Below are 16363 nucleotides of genomic sequence, written 5' to 3' on the forward strand. Positions count from 1 at the left end.
CGAGCTGGAGCAAGAACGTTGCGGGCTTTGTCCGGAGCGGGATGACGCTCCGGTCATCTGGACCCATGCCACCGACTATGGCTGGCATGCAGAGCGATCCCACTGGGATAAGAAAAGAGACGCCGAAACATAGATCGGCATTCAATCAGCGGGCACGCGGCTTCATGCGGTGCCCCTGCCTGATCCGGTGGAGGATCGGCACGGCGTCCCCATGAGCGGCCGAATTCCTGGTTTGCGAAGGGATGCGGCGGGCGATCGGCAGGGCGCCGGCGGTTCGTTTGACAGCTCCTGGGCAGGTTAATACGCTTCACTCGAATCTGGCCCGACCAATTGGAAACGTGTCGCGTCATAGCCGCCGCTCGATCGCGCAAGGAGCACCGTGGCGATATCTCTCGGCGAAATCGAAAGAGGCCACGATCGTGAACGCTGGGCATGGACCTCACCACATCGCGATCATCGGCTGCGGCCTGATAGGAGCCAGCTGGGCGGCGCTGTGTCTCGCGCATGGATATAGGGTGAGCGCCTGGGATCCTGCCCTCGAAAGCCGCCGCACTTTTCGCGACCGGCTCTTGCTTCCGATGTCGCAGCTGCATGAACTGGACGTGGGCTCGCAGAGGTCGACGGAAGATCTCGAGATCTGCGAAACGCTCGCCGCGGCCGTGCGCACCACCGATTTCGTCCAGGAGAATGCGCCGGAGCGGGTACCTTTGAAGCGAGCGCTCTATGCCCAGATCATGGAGGCGGCTCCGACACACACCATCATCTCATCGTCAACCTCATCGCTGACGTGGAGCGAGCTCTCGGAGGGACTTGCCGAGCGGCAGCGATTGATCACGGCGCACCCCTTCAATCCCCCGCATCTGATGCCGCTTGTAGAGCTCTTCGCCGCCGATCGTGCGGTCGAAAAGCTGGCAGTGGATTTCTACACCGCCTTGGGGCGCGAGGTCGTCGTGCTGAAGAAGGATGCCGTCGGCCATATTGCGAATCGGCTTTCATCCGCCCTGTGGCGTGAGGCCGTGAACATCGTCGCAGAAGGTATCGCAGATGTCTCTGCCGTGGATCGGGCTCTGGTCAATGGCCCCGGCCTCAGATGGTCGGTGATCGGGGCTCACATGGCCTATCACCTGGGGGGCGGTGAAGGCGGCATCCGACACTATCTGGAGCATCTCGGCCCAAGCCAGGAACGGCGATGGAAAACGCTCGGCCAGCCGAGCCTGACACCCGAGGTTTGCAGGCTTCTCGTCGAAGGCGTGCTGTCCGAAGCCGATGGCAGAAGCATCGCCGAGCTTGAGGAGGAACGCGACGGCGCCATCCTCTCCATGCTCAAGGCCCGAGGCGGAACCCATGTCTGACACGGGTCCGCGGATTGCGCTCATCCACGCATTGGAGGAATCGGTAGCGCCCGTGCGTGCAGCGTTCCGGGAACTATGGCCGCAGGCCCTGCCCTTCGATCTGTTGGACACGTCGCTGGCTCCGGACCGAGCGCTCGCGGGCGGCTGCGACGACCACATCGTAGGCCGGTTCCAGGCGCTCGCTGGCTATGCGGCGAGCACCTGCGGTGTCGCGGGATCGACACGGGCAGTATTGTTTACATGCTCTGCATTCGGTCCGGCCATCGACGCGGTGAAGGCCAGTCTGCCGATACCCGTGCTGAAGCCGAACGAGGCGGCCTTCGAGGAGGCACTGGAGTTTGGGGAACGCATAGGCCTTTGCGTGACCTTCGAGCCCTCGCTACGATCTCTGACGTCCGAATTGGGCGAGATGGCCAATGCTGCGGGCCGATCGGTCGCCATTACGTCCGTCCTGGCGGAGGGGGCGCTGGCTGCACTGAAGTCGGGCGATGGGGAAGCGCATGATGAACTCGTCATGCGCGCCTGCTCTAGGCTGGGCGACGTGGATGTGATCCTCCTCGGTCAGTTCTCGCTGGCACGCGCGGCGGGCCCGTTGCGCCGCCAGCTCAAGGTCCCCGTCCTTACCACGCCCCACTCGGCCGTTCGCGCGCTGGGCAAGCGTCTGGCCGCATCCGATCGAGCATCCTAGAAGCAACCCTCTCTCCGGACGAAGTCGCAGAGTCCGAGCTGGTCGCCAAGAAAGCACCCGTGCCGCCAGGGGCTTGGGCGTCGCGAACGGCGCCAGCTCAAGCGCGGCGATGGCAGCACAGGCATTCGTCGAACAGGATGCGCCCTTGCCGGCAACTGAACCACAACAAAAGGGTATTTGAACCAGGTTCTTGCGAGTACCGGCGTCAGGGATTGTTGAAAGCCATTAGGCCTTGACTTGATTGTTGAAAATGAGTACTTTTCAACCTATGGTTTAATGAAAATGCCATACGTTCAATGGCGTACATGCGATGTGTCTATCGTAGTTATTAGACGATCTCACGTGCATCGCAATTTATCTCCTCGTTCTGAATGCTTAGACCGATAGGAGTTTGAACCATGCCCCGCCAAGCCGTTGCGCATACTCTTCCCTCAGCAAGCGAATTCATGGAGTTCGCCAAGAAATCCAAGGCCGTCAATCTCGACATTTCGGCGGCTACGCTGCTCGAAAGCGCCGACAGCATCCTGCGGCTGCGGCCCGGATATGTCCTGTTCAACATTCGCTGCGGCCTGCTGATCGTGGAGCGGCCGGAAGTCGAAGTGGAAGTTCTGCGGGAAATTGCCGGAGGCTGATGCCCTTCAGGTCATCGCGGCGACAGTGCCCACCGATGCGTCTTCACCAAGTATATTTGCCTCGTAGAAATCAGGCTTAGAGCAATCTATGGTCCGGACGAGTGCCGATCTACTGGACGGCGCAATGGATTGGCTTGAGGATAATCTCAGCCAATTTGATCCGTTATCGAGCGATGGCCCACCGGACGCGCTGCGAAATAAGGCGCTTGCGGAGCTGGCGTTCCTTTGTGACTACATCCGTCGGGCGCAGCCTTCATTAGGCGAGCGTTCACGGCGGGTGCTCGCGTTCGTGGCAGGCATCTGGCACCGCCCGGCCTATCAGGACCTTATCGTCCGCAATCCGGAATCCCTCCAGCTATACGTGCTCACATACAATTCGCTGCTGCATTCAGGCTTCGACGTTTCGGCTGCGGCGCCCACCATACAAAGCGTGATCGATGCGGGCTATGCGACCGCCGTCGAGGCCGTGCCGTTTCGCCTGATGGATTTTCGTCATGTGCTCGACTATGCGGGCCTGCGCCACTCGCTTCCGAGCTTGAGCGATCTGTTTCCGCTCACAATGCTCGCCCGACGCCCCCCGCTGCATTATCTTACAACCGCAGATGTCTACTGTCTCACTCATGCGATCTTCTACCTGACCGATTTCGGGTTTGCGGACCCGGTGGCCATCGATCCTTCGGATCTCGTGGAATTTCGCGAAACCGTCGAACAATTGATCGGCCTCTCGGTGCGCCTGCGCGATTGGGATCTCGCCTCCGAATTGCTGGTATGCGCCCATTGCCTCAAGAGCGGCCCGACGGGTCTCAAACATGCGGCGTGGCATGCGCTGGTCGAGGCCCAACTCGAGGACGGCTCGGTCCCCGCGCCCAGGTTCGACCCGAAGGGTGCCGAGGCGCGCCGTTCTCCCGCGACCTACGCCTTCGAGAACAACTACCACACCACACTGGTAGCCGCGCTGGCCGCGGTCCTGTGCGGAACATGAAGCGGCAGCCCCTCCCCATAGACGCGACGCCGGCGCGAGATCTCGTGCTCGCCTGGGTGGAACGTCACCTCCCGGCTATCGATGCGCCATCATCGATCGCCGCGACCCGCGCCCTGGACTGGCTCATTCTGGCGTGGATCTGCGAAACGGGTTTCGGATCGGGACCCGGCGGGGCTGCGACGCCGCTTTCGAGAAGGATCGCTGGCGCAGTGGCGCAGCGGCTCGCTGACACGAATGCGCGGCAGGCATTCAATGAACTGCTCGGTTGCGATCCGCTTCGCACGACGCTTGCGCGCGGCGTCCTCAGATGCAACGGCGTTTCCTGCTCTATCCTGGACATGTTCACGAACGGTCTTGCACGAAGCCTTGCTGCTCGGGGTGAGGAGGAAGACGCCGACCGGGCCGAACTCTGCGAGACGCGACTTCTTCTCAGCCTGCAGGGAATGGGCTCGCCACCTCCACGACAGGCACTCGATGGCGTCACCCTCGGCACGATGCTCGAACTTCTTCAGGCGAGTGAGCCGGTGATCCAGGAGATCGCAACAAGGATAGCCCTCGCGTCGGCCTATGGCACCGGCGACCTCGTCATGACTTCGGAGACGCGAGAGATGCTGACTACGTCCTTGAGTGTCTGGCTCCTTGATTTTGCGAGGAAATACAAACTGGATCTCGTTTCCCTGCTGGTAAGATCGCTCGCCTATCTGGGCGTCGCCGATCATACCCCTGCCCGGCAGGCCGTGGCTTTCCTGCTTGCCCAGTTGCACCCTGCGGGCCGCTTCGGCTTCTTCGGGCCTGAAGTGGCCCGTGCCCATAAGAAGGAAGGCAGCTTCGACGAATCCGTCGAGCTTTATCTTCCGACGACTCTCGCCTGCATGTGGGCACTGGCGGAATGCCGGGATCCGGCCTTTCGCCTCGTGGCGAGTGTCCGCTAGGGCAAAATGGGATCAGGTCGAACCGCAGAAATCACGAGTATCTCGCAGTTATTGATTGTTAAATCCAAAACAAAAGGCGCGGGATGAGGCCGGTACTGGAAGCAGCCCAGCCTTTTCCGGCCGTGTTCGATGGTGGCAACACTTCCGACCCGTCGAGGTCACTGGGCCGTGTCCACCCAACGGCTTTCGATGGCGGACTGCTGGATCGCCTCGACCAGTCGTTGGATACGGTGGCCGGACCTGAATCCGAAGGGCTCAGGGCGGTTGCCGGCGATGGCGTCGACAAAGCCTGCGATCTCGATCGCCTTGAGATCGTTGAAGCCGAGCTGATGACCGGGAGCGACGCAGAACAAGCCATAGGGTACGTGGTCGGGACCCGCTTCGATCCGGCGAAATCCGCGGCGCCCCTGCCTGTCCGCGCCGTCAAAGAATTGGAGTTCGTTGAAGCGTTCCTGGCTGAAGACCAGGGCGCCTCTGGTGCCGTAGACCTCGAAATCGTGCTGCATCTTGCGGCCGGTAGCGATCCAGCTTGCCTCCAGGCTGCCCGATGCGCCGCTGGCGAAACGCAGGAAGGCACGGCCGAGATCGTCGACCTGGACGTTCCGTCGCCCGCCCGTGCCATCGGGCCGGCTGTCGATGACGGTGACGCTGTCGCCCTGGACTCGTTCGATGGGGCCGAGCAGGAACTCCGCCGTCGCCAGCGCGTGACTGCCCAGATCCGCCAAGGCTCCGCCGCCAGCCGGATCATGTCGGAACGTGAAAGGGCTCTCCGCATCGGCCATGTAGTCTTCGGCGTGGATGCCCCTGTAACTGCGGATCTCACCCAATTCGCCGCTGTGGATCATTTCGCGGGCGAGCGAAAACAATGGATTACACAGATAGTTGAAGCCGACCTGGGTGCACACGCCGGCCGCCTGCGCGGCTTGCGCCATCCCGGCCGCATCCGTCGCCGTGGTCGCGAGCGGCTTTTCGCAATAGACATGCTTGCCGGCCGCCAGCGCGGCGAGCGCGATGTCCTTATGCAGCGCGTTGGGGGCGGTGATGTCGATGACGTCGATATCGGGATCGGCGACGAGGGATGTCCAATCGCCCGACGATTTGGCAAAGCCCAGCGTTTGCGCCGCGGCTGCCGCCAGGTCGTCGCTGCGGTCGGCGACGGTGTGCAGCACCAGGTCATAGTCGAGGTCGAAGACCCGCTGGGCGGCCGCAAAGCCGAAGACATGGGTCTTGCCCATGAAGCCTGTGCCGATGAGGCCGATTTTGAGCTGTCTCTTAGAACCTGGCATTGAGATGTTCTTTGTTGACGATGAGGGCGGGATTGATCCTGCCGGAAAAGAAATCGAGCACGTTCTGAACCGATGAGATGGCCATCCGCTCCGCGCATTCAGCCGTCAGGCCGGCGATGTGCGGGGTCAGGATCACGCGATCGAGTCCGAACAGGGGGTGGTCCGCCAGGGGTGGCTCGTCGTCGAAGACGTCCAGGCCGGCGGCCGAGATCCTCCCCTCGAGCAGTGCCGCGAGGAGGGCCGCCTCATCGATGATGCCCCCCCTCGCCGTGTTGACGAGAATTGCAGACGGCTTCATCGCCCCGAGTTCTTCGGCGCCGATCGCCGGGCGTTCGGCCTTGGGTACATGCACGGACACGGCGTCCGCCCACCCCAACCCGGCAGCAAGGTTCTCGACGGGAGCAACCGTGCCCTCCGGCCAACCGGCGGCCTGGAGATAGGGGTCGAACGCCCTGACTTCCATGCCGAAGACGCCGGCATAGCGGGCAAGCTGTCGACCCGTCCGGCCATACCCCACGATGAGAAGGCGCTTGCCGTAAAGCTCCGTGGCCAGAAGCCGGTTGCGCCAGGCCCAGTTGCCCTCGCGCACGCTGGCATCCGCCTGCAGCAGCCTCTTGGCGCAGGCAAGCAGGAGCATCATCGCATGCTCGGCGACCGATATCGAATTTACGTCGCCCACCACCGTCAGGGCGATGCCCCTGCCGTTCAGCACCGGCAGATCGACGGCATCGTAGCCAACGCCGTGGCGCGAGACGATCCTGAGCCTGAGCGCACGCGCGATGGTCGGCGCCGAGAGAGGCTGGGTGCGAATGACCAAGCCATCCGCGGCCGCGATGAGGGGGGCATAGCTTTCTTCCGAGACGTCTTCGACATAATCGAACGTCACGCCAGGAACTGCCTGGAGCAACTCCATTCCGCTCGGATGCAGTTTGCCGGCGACGAGTACGTGCGGCATCATTTCCTCCGGCCAGCACAAATGGCTGGCTGTCTCGATCGTCTCATGCCCGGCCATTGACGAGAGCGCAGGCAGGCCGCTTCATGGCCGGGCATTTCCGCCCTTTGGGCATTTTGCAATGGTGATTGCAAATATCTTGCATTGTCAATAATCATTTCGTAAGCAATAGAAAAATCGCGATGGCGTGGGAGGACGACGATGCCGGCAACTATTCGCCTCACAATGGCCCAGGCCCTGGTCCGTTATCTGTGCAATCAGTTCACGCTGGTGGAGGGAGCCAAGGCTCCCCTCTTTCCCGGCGTGTTCGCGATCTTCGGCCATGGAAACGTCACCTGCCTCTCCGAGGCCCTGGAGGCGGTCAAGGACACCCTGCCGACCTGGCGCGGCCAGAACGAGCAATCGATGGCTCTGGCAGCGATAGGGTTTGCCAAGGCCACGCGCAGGCGTCAGATCATGGTCGCCACAAGCTCGATCGGCCCTGGTGCACTCAACATGGTCACCGCCGCCGGCGTTGCCCATTCCAATCGCCTGCCGGTGCTGCTGCTCTCGGGCGATACGTTCGTCAATCGCCGCCCCGATCCGGTCATGCAGCAGGTGGAGCACTTCGGCGACCCCACCATCAACGTCAACGACGCTTTCAAGGCCGTGACACGCTATTGGGACCGCATCGTCCATCCCGAGCAGATCATCTCCTCCCTGCCCCAGGCCGTCGGCGTGCTGCTGGATCCGGCCGATTGCGGGCCTGCCTTCATCGCGCTGCCCCAGGACGTCCAGGAGATGGCCTGGGACTATCCCGAAGCGTTCTTCGAGCCCGTGGTGCACAAGATTCCAAGGCCGCGCCCGGACCGCGATCAGCTCAAGCAGGCCGTGAAGATCCTGCAGCAGGCCAAGCGGCCGCTCATCATTTCAGGCGGTGGCGTGCGCTATTCCGGTGCCGAGACGGCGCTGGCCGGCTTTGCAGCCAAGCGGGGCATTCCGCTCGCCGAGACCATTGCCGGCAAAGGCTCGGTCACGCACGACCACCCCGCCCATGTCGGGCCGATCGGCATCGTCGGATCGACCTCCGCCAACGCACTGGCGGGCGAAGCCGATGTCATCCTCGCCATCGGCACGCGGCTGATGGACTTCACCACCGGCTCGTGGACCGCCTTCTCCGAGACGGCGAAATTCATCTCCATCAATGCAGCGCGCTGGGACGCCACCAAGCATCGGGCGCTGGCGGTCGTCGGCGATGCCCTGGAAACCGTCGAGGAGCTGGAGAGTGCGCTTGGCGAGTGGAAGACGCCGGCCGCCTGGACGCAGAAGGGCGTGGAGGAGTTCGCCAGATGGAATGCCATGCTTGATGGCTTCCAGAAGCCCACCAACGATCCGGTTCCGACCTACGCACAGGTCGTTGGGGTGGTGAATGCCAGGGCCGGCAACCGGGACCTGCTCATCACCGCGGCCGGTGGCTTGCCCGGTGAAGTCATGAAGAACTGGCGTGTCAAGGATCCCAACACCTTCGACTGCGAGTTCGGCTTTTCCTGCATGGGCTACGAGATCGCCGCAGGCTGGGGCGCTGCAATGGCCGATCCGACGCGCACGCCGATCGTCATGGTCGGCGACGGCACCTACATGATGATGAATTCGGACATCTATTCGACCGTCCTGAGCGGACACAAGATCATACTGATCGTTTGCGACAATGGCGGCTATGCCGTGATCAACCGCCTGCAGAACGCCAAGGGCACGCCCGGATTCAACAATCTGATCAGGGACTGCCGCGTGAAGGAGCCGTTTGCGGTCGACTTCGCCAAGCATGCCGAAGCCATGGGCGCCCTGACCCGGCAGGTGGATAGCCTTGCCGACCTCGGCCAGGCCGTCGAATGGGCCCAGCAGAACGATCGGACCACGGTCATCACCATCGTTTCCGACGCCTTTGCCTGGACGCCGGGCGATGCCTGGTGGGATGTCGGCGTTCCCGCCACGAGCGAGAGGAGCCAGGTGCGCGAGGCGCACGCCTCCCAGCTGGCCGGACGCAAGCGCCAGCGTGTCGGTGTGTGACCTTCCCCTTCCCGCCAATGCTGCCTTCGGGGCGTCGTTGGCCTCGACTTCCATCGACCCGGATTTGGAGAGCCTCATGAAAGCCAGACTTGGCATCGCACCGATTGCCTGGTGGAACGATGATTTGCCCGAGCTCAGCGACGACGTGTCGCTCGACGAATGCCTGCGTCAGGCACATGAGGCAGGCTTTACGGGGATGGAGACCGGGCGCCGCTTTCCGATGGATCCCGCCGCGCTCCAGCCCGTGCTGAACAAACACGGCATGCGTGTTTGCGGCGGCTGGTTCTCGGGCCTGCTGCTCGATGGCGATCTTGAGGTGGAGAAGGAGCGCATTGCCGGGCAGATGGCGCTCTTCAAGGCGGTCGGAGCGCCCTGCATCGTCTATGGCGAAACAGCCGGCACCATCCAGGGGGACCGCTCCGCACCCCTGTCGACAAAGCGGCGGCTGAGCGAGGATGAAATCAAGGTCTACGGGCGCAAGATGACGGCCTTCGCCGAATGGTGCGCCGCGCAGGGCATGCCGATCAGCTACCATCATCACATGGCGGCGCCCATCGAGACCGAGGAGGAGCTCGATCTTCTGATGAAGCATTCGGGTGAGGCCCTGCCCCTGCTCTATGATGCGGGACACATGGCTTTTGCGGGCGGCGACGTGCTGCGGGTGATCGACAAGCACCATGCGCGCATTTCCCATGTCCACACCAAGGATATCCGCGCCGAGGTCGTCGCTGGTCTCGATCGCACCAGGGAGAGCTTCCTCGACGCGGTGGTGAAGGGGGCCTTTACCGTTCCCGGAGACGGATCGCTCGATTTCGAGGCCATCGTGAAGCGATTGGCCGCCCACGGCTATGAGGGATGGTTCGTCGTCGAGGCGGAGCAGGATCCGGTCAAGAGCCCGCCGCTGGAGATGGCCAGGATCGGGCACAAGGAATTGTTGAGGGTGATGGCCGCAGCCGGCTATTCGGTGGAGAACTGATGCCATGAATCGCATGGATGGAAAGATCTGTGTCGTCACGGGTTCGACGCAGGGCCTGGGCGCCGCGATCGCGCAGCAGCTTGCCGCGGCCGGGGCTGCCGGCCTGGTCACGCTGGGCCGCAATGCCGCCAAGGGGCAGGCCGTTGCCGATGAGATCAAAGCGCGGACCGGCGTTCCCGTTCACTTCGTCAAGGCCGATGTGGCGGTTGTCGCGCAGTGCCGGCACGCCATCGCCGAAACCGATCGCGTCCACGGCCGGGTGGATGTCCTGGTGAATGCCGCGGCGTGCACGGATCGCGGCACGATTCTCGACACCTCGCCCGAACTGTTCGACCAGCTTTTTGCCACCAATGTCCGCGGGCCCTACTTCCTGATGCAAGAGGCGATGAAACTGATGATCCGCGATGGCATTGCGGGATCGGTCTGCAATATCGGCTCGATTTCCGAACATGCCGGACAGCCTTTCATCAATGCCTACTGCGCCTCCAAGGGCGCCCTGGCGACGCTGACGCGCAACACGGCCTTTTCGGTGATGAAGAACCGGATCCGCGTGAACCAGCTCAATGTCGGCTGGATGTCGTCCGACCATGAACGCGAACTGCAGGCGGCTTCCACCGGCGATCCCGATTGGGAAGCCAAGGCTGCGGCCGCACTGCCCTTCGGACGCCTCGTCGATCCGGCCGAGGCAGCCCGGGCCGTCAATTTCATCGTCTCCGACGATGCCGGCCTGATGACGGGCGCCGTCATCAACTACGACCAGACCGTCTGGGGCGGAGCGGCCGGCATGATGCCGGTGCCCACCGAAGCCCTTTCGCTGGCCTGATTGACTTCAAGCAGGAGGAAGTCCTCGGAGCGGAGGCGGACCTTGGCGGGCTCATTCCTGTGCGGCCGCCGCGTCTTCTTCCCAGGGCGTCTTGCGGCTGGGCGGAAAGGGCAGGAGACGCAAGGTTCCGCTGAAGCGCCCCTCTTCGCTCGATCAGGATACGTGGTGTCGAACCGGAATGCGCCAGGACGGCCTTGCCTCAAGGCTGCGTGACGATCGGGATACGAGGCACCGGAGCCTTCTGCAGGCGCGCCGCCAGTGCTGCAGTGAGGGATTGGGCCAGGCACATCGGGGCAGCCAGGGACCTTGAAAACGTATATTGATGCTCCGGCACCGCGAAGAGGACGGTTGCGTTCTTGGCGAGGGGCGAAAGCGTGGAATCCGTTATCGCCAGGATGGGCAGGCCCTGCGAGGCTGCCTGCTCGACGATATTGACAACCTCCGTCGCATAGAACCGGAAAGAGACGGCAAAGAGCAGATCCGTGGGCCGCATGGTGCCCGCAATGTGGGTGGAAAGGCCGCCACTCGCATCCAGAAGAACCGTACGCTTTCCCAGCATGGTCAGAATATAGCGGGTGAGGTCGACGATGGGTGCCGAGCGCAGCTGGCCCACCAGATAGATGGTGTCAGCCTTTTCCATCAGGTCGACGGCTTTCTCGATGGTCTCTCCAGTCGTCAGGTTCAGCAATTCCTGGAGCGCATCGATGTCCCGCAGGACGAGATCGTGAAGGAAGCCCCAGCCTCCGACATTTTCACGATCGCTCAGTTCCGTCTCCAGGGCCTTGATTCTGGCCTGGAAACCGGGAGCCGCGGTGGAGAGGCGTCGTTGGAAGACAGCCTGTACTTCCTTGAAGCCCTTATAGCCCAGCATCTGTGCGAAGCGCACGAAGCTCGATGCGTGGATGCCGCAGGTTTCCGCGATGGCGTTGAGCGACATGACCGCGACGTCGTTTGGATTCTGGGTCAGGTATACGGCGATATTCTGGTAGGCCTTGCTCATCCCGTCATACTTGTCGTGGATGATCCGAATGAGGTCCTCGTAATCCTGCGGGACACTGTCGGCGCCCATGAATATTTCCTCTTTGCAACAGGGCATCGGCACTCGAAGGTGCCACGTGCTCATCGCGCTTTACCATAGGCATGCCGCGCAGCGTTAGCCGCGCGGCATTCAAAATATGCCCGGCCTGATTTGCCGGACCGTCCGTCATCCCCGCAGGCTGCCTCGGCGACCGGGCCTAGTTGCCGCCGCCGATGCATGTTGCGACGTTATCAGGCGTGCAGACATCGAGGCCTGTATAGGTTGGGTCCTGTGGATTTGGCTTTCCTTCCTTGATGTCCTTTAGGAAGTACATGGCCTTGTATCCCATCTCGAAGGGTCTCTGTCCGACGTTTCCGGAGGCGAGGCCTTCCTTGAGGAGGTCGATCTGCACGGGGAGGGTATCGGCGACGACGAGGGCGAGGGCGCCGGACTTGATCTTGTCCTTGTACTTGGACGCGACCTGGCGATAGGCGTCGGGGAGGAATTCGGGGAAGCCGCCGGTGGGGATGAAGGCGTCGAGATCGGCATATTTGCCGAGGGTGTCCTCCATCTGCTGGACGGATTTGGGGAAGTCGTCATCGGTGTAGAGGGGGCAGCCGTCGACCTCGGTCCAGCCGTTCTGGCCGGTGAGCCGGTCGCCGGGGGCCTGGTCGCTGGCCTTGCCGGCGAGGGTGTCGCGGATGCCCTGCATGCGTTCATTGTGGTTGGCTGCCGCGGCGCCGCCGGACTGGATGCAGATCTTGCCGCCCTTCGGCTTGATCTTCATGGCGATCTTGGCCAGGTTCACGCCGATCTCGTAGTTGTGGGTGCCGACATAGGCGATGCGCTCGCCCTTGGCGTCGGGCAGCAGGTCGGAGTCCCAGGTCAGGACCGGGATCTTGGCGCCGGCGGCGCCCTGCAGGGCGGCGGCGATCGCCGGGGCGTTGGCCACGGAGACCGCGATGCCGTCGACGCCCTTGGTGATCAGGTCCTGCACCATCTGGGCCTGCTCGTCGCCGCCGCCATGCTCGCCGGGACCGACATAGAGGCATTCGATCGCCCCGTTGAGCTCCTTCTCGGCCTTCTTGCAGCCCGCCATGGCCTGGTCGAAGAAGGGATTGTTGGTGTTCTTGGGCACCAGGGCGAACGTGTATTTCTCGGCCGCAAGGCCGCTGCCGGCGGTTGCGGCGAGGCCCACGGCGATGGCGGCCGTGGTCAGCAGATATTTAAGCATCGTCTCCTCCAGACATGATGCCCTTTGCGGGCGTTTGATACGCGCGCCGGCCTTGCCGGTCATTCGCGTCGCTTGCCGCGGATGCGCTCCAGGAGCACCGCGAGAACCAGGAAGCTGCCGACGAAGACGCCCTGCCAGTTGGAGTCGACGCCGGCCATGAGAAGGGAGTTGCGGATCACCTCGAGCAGGGCCGAGCCGATCAGCGCCCCGAAGGCGCCGCCCTCGCCGCCCATCAGGTTGGCGCCGCCGATCACCGTGGAGGCGATGGCCCGCAGTTCATACCCCATGCCGAGCGAGTTGATGGCCGAGCCCGCCCAGCCCACGCTCAGGATCGCCGCGATGGCCCCCGTGATCCCCGAGAAGACATAGGCCTGCATCTTGATGCGCTTCACCGGCACGCCGGTGAGATTGGCCGCATGTTCGTTGCCGCCGACGGCGAGCAGATGCCGCCCCCACGTCGTCATGCGCATCACCACGAACAGGGCCGCCGTCATCACCAGCAGCACCCACACCGGGTTGGCGATGCCCAGGATGGCCCCGGCGCCGATCGCCTTGAAGGCCGGCCCGCCCGGCCCGAAATTGTAGAGCATCTTGTTGCCGGAGAGCACCACCGCCACCGAGCGCGCGGCCGACAGCATGCCCAGCGTCACCACGAAGGGGGACAGGCCGACATAGGCGATGAGGCCCCCGTTGACGGCGCCCGCCAGCGCGCCCGCCGCCAGGCCGGCGCCCACGCCCGCATACCAGGGATAGCCGGCTTCCAGCGTCAGGCCGCAGGCCACCGCCACAAGCCCCATGATCGAGCCGACCGACAGGTCGATGCCGCCGGTGATGATCACCACCGTGGCCCCGAGCGCCATGATGCCGATGAAGGCGAAGTTGCGCGTGATGTTGTAGAAATTGTCTTCCGTCGCAAAACGCGGCTCGCGGATCGACATGACGGCGCAGATCACCACCAGCGCCACCGTGACCCAGAAGGCCTGGCTGGAGACGAGCGTCTGCCACAGCGTCTTCTCGCGGACCGCCAGCACCGATTCGATGGAGACGTTGGCCGGCCGGTTGTCGCGGCCCTGAGGCGGCGTGTTGGAGGAGGCATCCGTCATCGCGGCCTCATGCTGCATGGATGGCGCCGGTGATGAGACCGGTCACTTCTTCGGGCGAAGTCCGGGCGATCGCCTTGTCCGCCACCTTGCGGCCGCGCCGCATCACCACGACGCGGTCGCAGACCTCGAAGACGTCCGGCATGCGGTGCGAGATCAGCACCACGCTGATGCCGGCATCGCGCAGGCGGTGGATCAGGCCGAGGACTTCCGCGACCTGCCTGACGCTGATGGCGGCGGTCGGCTCGTCCATCAGCACGATCTTGGCCTGGGACAGGCGCGTGCGGGCGATCGCGACCGCCTGGCGCTGGCCGCCCGACATCTGGCGCACCAGATCGCGCGGCCGCGTCTCCGACTTGAGCTCGCCGAAAAGCTCCCCGGCCTTCCTGATCATCGCGCCATGGTCGAGCCAGCGGAAGGGGCCGATGCTCTTCTTCACCTCCCGGCCCAGGAACACGTTCGCCGCCGCACTGAGATTGTTGCACAGCGCCAGATCCTGGTAGACCACCTCGATGCCCTTGGCCCGGGCCTCCACCGGCTTGTGGAAATGCACCACCTCGTCGTCCAGAACGATCTCCCCCGACGTCGGCGGGAAATTCCCCGCTATCAGCTTAACTAGCGTCGACTTCCCTGCCCCGTTGTCCCCCATCAGTCCCACGATCTCCGATCGTCCAATCGTCAGGTCAACATCCGTCAAAGCCTTGATCGCCCCAAAGCTCTTTGAGACCGACTTCAGCTGCAACAGCGTCATGCCTCGCTCCCTCTTTCATCTTCTTGTTGGTCCAGCCAGGATGATCGACCCGCAGTCGCGACCCGTGTGAACCTTGCTCCGCCTATGGCGGGAGCATCGATCTCACCCGTCGCGAAAGACTCGTTGCTGAATGAACCTGCCTGGAGCAACGATGCCCGCGCTACTCCTGGCGCATACGGCAAATTTCCCCCCGCCACCGTTGTTGGTTGGTCTTTTGCAATTTCTATTTCATTTTATGTTCATTTGCAACAAGTATTGCAGAAGCCTGTCGCCGTCAAGGAGGTCAGGAATGATAATTGACAATATTTTAATTCAGCAATAGAAATTGCAAAAATCGCTCCGACGCACGGCCTTGGGTCGGCCGGTCGGTGCCGCCGGGGAGGAATGGGCATGGAGGCCGAGCAATTTGGTATGGGCGCCTATCCCGGGCCGGCTCGCCGCTTGCGGCTGGGGTTCGTCGGTGGCGGACGCGGCGGACAGGTCGGTGCCTGGCACGCTGCGGGGGCTCGCCTTTCGAACCGATGGGATATCGTGGCCGGCGCCTTATCGGCGGATCCGGCAAGGGCGAGAGCATCCGGTCGCGACTGGTTCCTGGCCCAGGACCGCATCTATGACGATTACCGCACCATGGCTGAACGCGAGGCCGCACGCCCGGATCCTATCGACGCCGTTGCCGTCTGCACTCCCAATCACACCCATAGTGCCATTGCCGAGGCTTTCCTGAAGGCCGGTATCAACGTCATCTGCGACAAGCCTTTGACGACCTCGCTCAAGGATGCCGAGGCCTTGCTGGCGCTCCAGGAGGAGACGAAGCTGGTTTTCGGCGTGACCTATGCCTTCGCCTTCCACGCCATGGTGCGGCAGGCGCGGCATATGATCCTCGGGGGCAGGATTGGACGGATCCGGCAGGTCCATGTCGAGTATTTCCAGGAGTGGTCCTGCCTGGAGGAGAGGTCCGCCAGCGGCGAAATCCCCTGGCGCCAGGATCCGGCAAGGGTCGGCAAGGCGTCGGCGATCAGCGATATCGGCACCCATGCCTTCCATCTCGCCAGCTATGTCACCGGAGATGCCATCGTCGAATTGAAGGCGGATCTGCATGTCTGCGGCCCTGAACGCGGACTTGAGGACACTGCCTTCATCAATGTTCGCTTTGCCGGCGGTGCGCCGGGCACGCTGCTTGTCACACAGGTCGCCCCAGGCAATTACTGCGCCCTGCGTCTCAGGGTCTACGGGGATCAGGGCGGCATCGAATGGGACCAGGAAAAGCCCGAATATCTCCGGGTCAGCTATCTCGGGCGTCCGGACGAGGTGATCGTGCGGGGAAAGCAGGGGGCGATGCTTCCCGCCGCCGCAAGAATGTCCACGCTACCGAGCGGACATGGTGAGGCGCTGAGCAATGCATGGGCCAATCTCTACACCGAATTCGCAGTGGCAATCGAGGCCAAGGCCGCCGGGCGTTCGCTGCCCGAGGGAATGCTCGAATTTCCCACGGTAAGGGACGGGGCACGCGGGGTGCGTTTCATCGAAGCGGCCGTGGAGTCGCATGAAAAAGGCGGTGCCTGGACACCGTGTTGGCTGGCATAGAACCGGA

Annotated in this window: 16 protein-coding genes; 10 read left to right on the top strand and 6 right to left on the bottom strand. The window is 63.2% G+C overall.

The genetic code is table 11. The annotated features are described in order from the left end of the window. Positions 1-419: 419 nt before the first annotated feature. The 5 genes from AC6H34_RS31365 to AC6H34_RS31385 all read left to right on the top strand — a co-directional run bounded on the left by AC6H34_RS31365 (position 420) and on the right by AC6H34_RS31385 (position 4586). On the top strand, positions 420-1352 hold the full coding sequence (locus AC6H34_RS31365) for a 3-hydroxyacyl-CoA dehydrogenase NAD-binding domain-containing protein (protein WP_497541584.1): 933 nt from the start codon (positions 420-422) through the stop codon (positions 1350-1352). Next, the gene (locus AC6H34_RS31370) at positions 1345-2040 is read left to right on the top strand and encodes an aspartate/glutamate racemase family protein (RefSeq protein WP_497541585.1); all 696 of its coding nucleotides are present in this window, start codon (positions 1345-1347) and stop codon (positions 2038-2040) included. Before AC6H34_RS31365 ends, AC6H34_RS31370 begins: the two co-directional genes overlap by 8 nt. A 398-nt stretch (positions 2041-2438) precedes the next feature. Then, positions 2439-2672: a hypothetical protein gene (locus AC6H34_RS31375; RefSeq protein WP_497541586.1), complete on the top strand. Its 234-nt coding sequence runs from the start codon at positions 2439-2441 to the stop codon at positions 2670-2672. A 124-nt stretch (positions 2673-2796) separates the two neighbouring features. Further along, positions 2797-3654 carry a DUF6895 family protein gene (locus AC6H34_RS31380; protein ID WP_497541587.1) on the top strand — a complete coding sequence of 286 codons (858 nt, stop codon included), beginning with the start codon at positions 2797-2799 and terminating at the stop codon, positions 3652-3654. Beyond that, positions 3651-4586, top strand: coding sequence for a DUF6895 family protein (locus AC6H34_RS31385; RefSeq protein WP_497541588.1), 936 nt, complete (start codon positions 3651-3653; stop codon positions 4584-4586). The genes AC6H34_RS31380 and AC6H34_RS31385 overlap by 4 nt, the downstream gene beginning before the upstream one ends. Before the next feature lie 158 nt (positions 4587-4744). Here the strand turns inward: AC6H34_RS31385 and AC6H34_RS31390 are convergent, their stop codons facing one another. Both AC6H34_RS31390 and AC6H34_RS31395 read right to left on the bottom strand, forming a co-directional pair. After that, positions 4745-5872 (bottom strand): Gfo/Idh/MocA family protein, encoded by a 1128-nt coding sequence (locus AC6H34_RS31390; RefSeq protein ID WP_497541589.1) that lies wholly within the window; start codon positions 5870-5872, stop codon positions 4745-4747. Continuing rightward, positions 5859-6827 carry a hydroxyacid dehydrogenase gene (locus AC6H34_RS31395; protein WP_497541881.1) on the bottom strand — a complete coding sequence of 323 codons (969 nt, stop codon included), beginning with the start codon at positions 6825-6827 and terminating at the stop codon, positions 5859-5861. The genes AC6H34_RS31390 and AC6H34_RS31395 overlap by 14 nt, the downstream gene beginning before the upstream one ends. A 198-nt stretch (positions 6828-7025) precedes the next feature. Here AC6H34_RS31395 and iolD point away from each other — a divergent pair, with 198 nt between their 5' ends. The 3 genes from iolD (at position 7026) to AC6H34_RS31410 (ending at position 10669) form a co-directional block, all read left to right on the top strand. Then, complete coding sequence (gene iolD, locus AC6H34_RS31400; RefSeq protein ID WP_497541590.1) at positions 7026-8870, top strand: 3D-(3,5/4)-trihydroxycyclohexane-1,2-dione acylhydrolase (decyclizing); 1845 nt, start codon at positions 7026-7028, stop codon at positions 8868-8870. Positions 8871-8946: 76 nt separating this feature from the next. Further along, positions 8947-9846 (top strand): myo-inosose-2 dehydratase, encoded by a 900-nt coding sequence (gene iolE / locus AC6H34_RS31405; RefSeq protein ID WP_497541591.1) that lies wholly within the window; start codon positions 8947-8949, stop codon positions 9844-9846. Positions 9847-9850: 4 nt separating this feature from the next. Next, positions 9851-10669, top strand: a complete 819-nt coding sequence (locus AC6H34_RS31410) for an SDR family oxidoreductase (RefSeq protein WP_497541592.1) — start codon at positions 9851-9853, stop codon at positions 10667-10669. A gap of 199 nt (positions 10670-10868) precedes the next feature. Here AC6H34_RS31410 and AC6H34_RS31415 read toward each other — a convergent pair whose 3' ends face one another. From AC6H34_RS31415 to AC6H34_RS31430, 4 genes are all read right to left on the bottom strand, one after another. Beyond that, on the bottom strand, positions 10869-11738 hold the full coding sequence (locus tag AC6H34_RS31415) for a MurR/RpiR family transcriptional regulator (protein ID WP_497541593.1): 870 nt from the start codon (positions 11736-11738) through the stop codon (positions 10869-10871). Positions 11739-11904: 166 nt separating this feature from the next. Continuing rightward, complete coding sequence (locus AC6H34_RS31420) at positions 11905-12921, bottom strand: sugar-binding protein (protein ID WP_497541594.1); 1017 nt, start codon at positions 12919-12921, stop codon at positions 11905-11907. A 59-nt stretch (positions 12922-12980) separates the two neighbouring features. Further along, a complete protein-coding gene (locus AC6H34_RS31425; RefSeq protein WP_497538351.1) occupies positions 12981-14042 on the bottom strand; it encodes an ABC transporter permease in 1062 nt (353 codons plus the stop codon). Further along, positions 14032-14772: an ATP-binding cassette domain-containing protein gene (locus tag AC6H34_RS31430; RefSeq protein ID WP_497541595.1), complete on the bottom strand. Its 741-nt coding sequence runs from the start codon at positions 14770-14772 to the stop codon at positions 14032-14034. Before AC6H34_RS31430 ends, AC6H34_RS31425 begins: the two co-directional genes overlap by 11 nt. A 123-nt stretch (positions 14773-14895) precedes the next feature. On the opposite strand from AC6H34_RS31430, the gene AC6H34_RS31435 reads away from it, so the two are divergent. Together AC6H34_RS31435 and AC6H34_RS31440 are read left to right on the top strand one after the other, a co-directional pair. Then, positions 14896-15072, top strand: a complete 177-nt coding sequence (locus AC6H34_RS31435) for a hypothetical protein (RefSeq protein WP_497541596.1) — start codon at positions 14896-14898, stop codon at positions 15070-15072. A gap of 90 nt (positions 15073-15162) precedes the next feature. Continuing rightward, positions 15163-16356, top strand: coding sequence for a Gfo/Idh/MocA family protein (locus AC6H34_RS31440; RefSeq protein ID WP_497541597.1), 1194 nt, complete (start codon positions 15163-15165; stop codon positions 16354-16356). Positions 16357-16363 lie beyond the last annotated feature (7 nt).

This window comes from Labrys sp. ALF-8 (genome assembly GCF_059699065.1).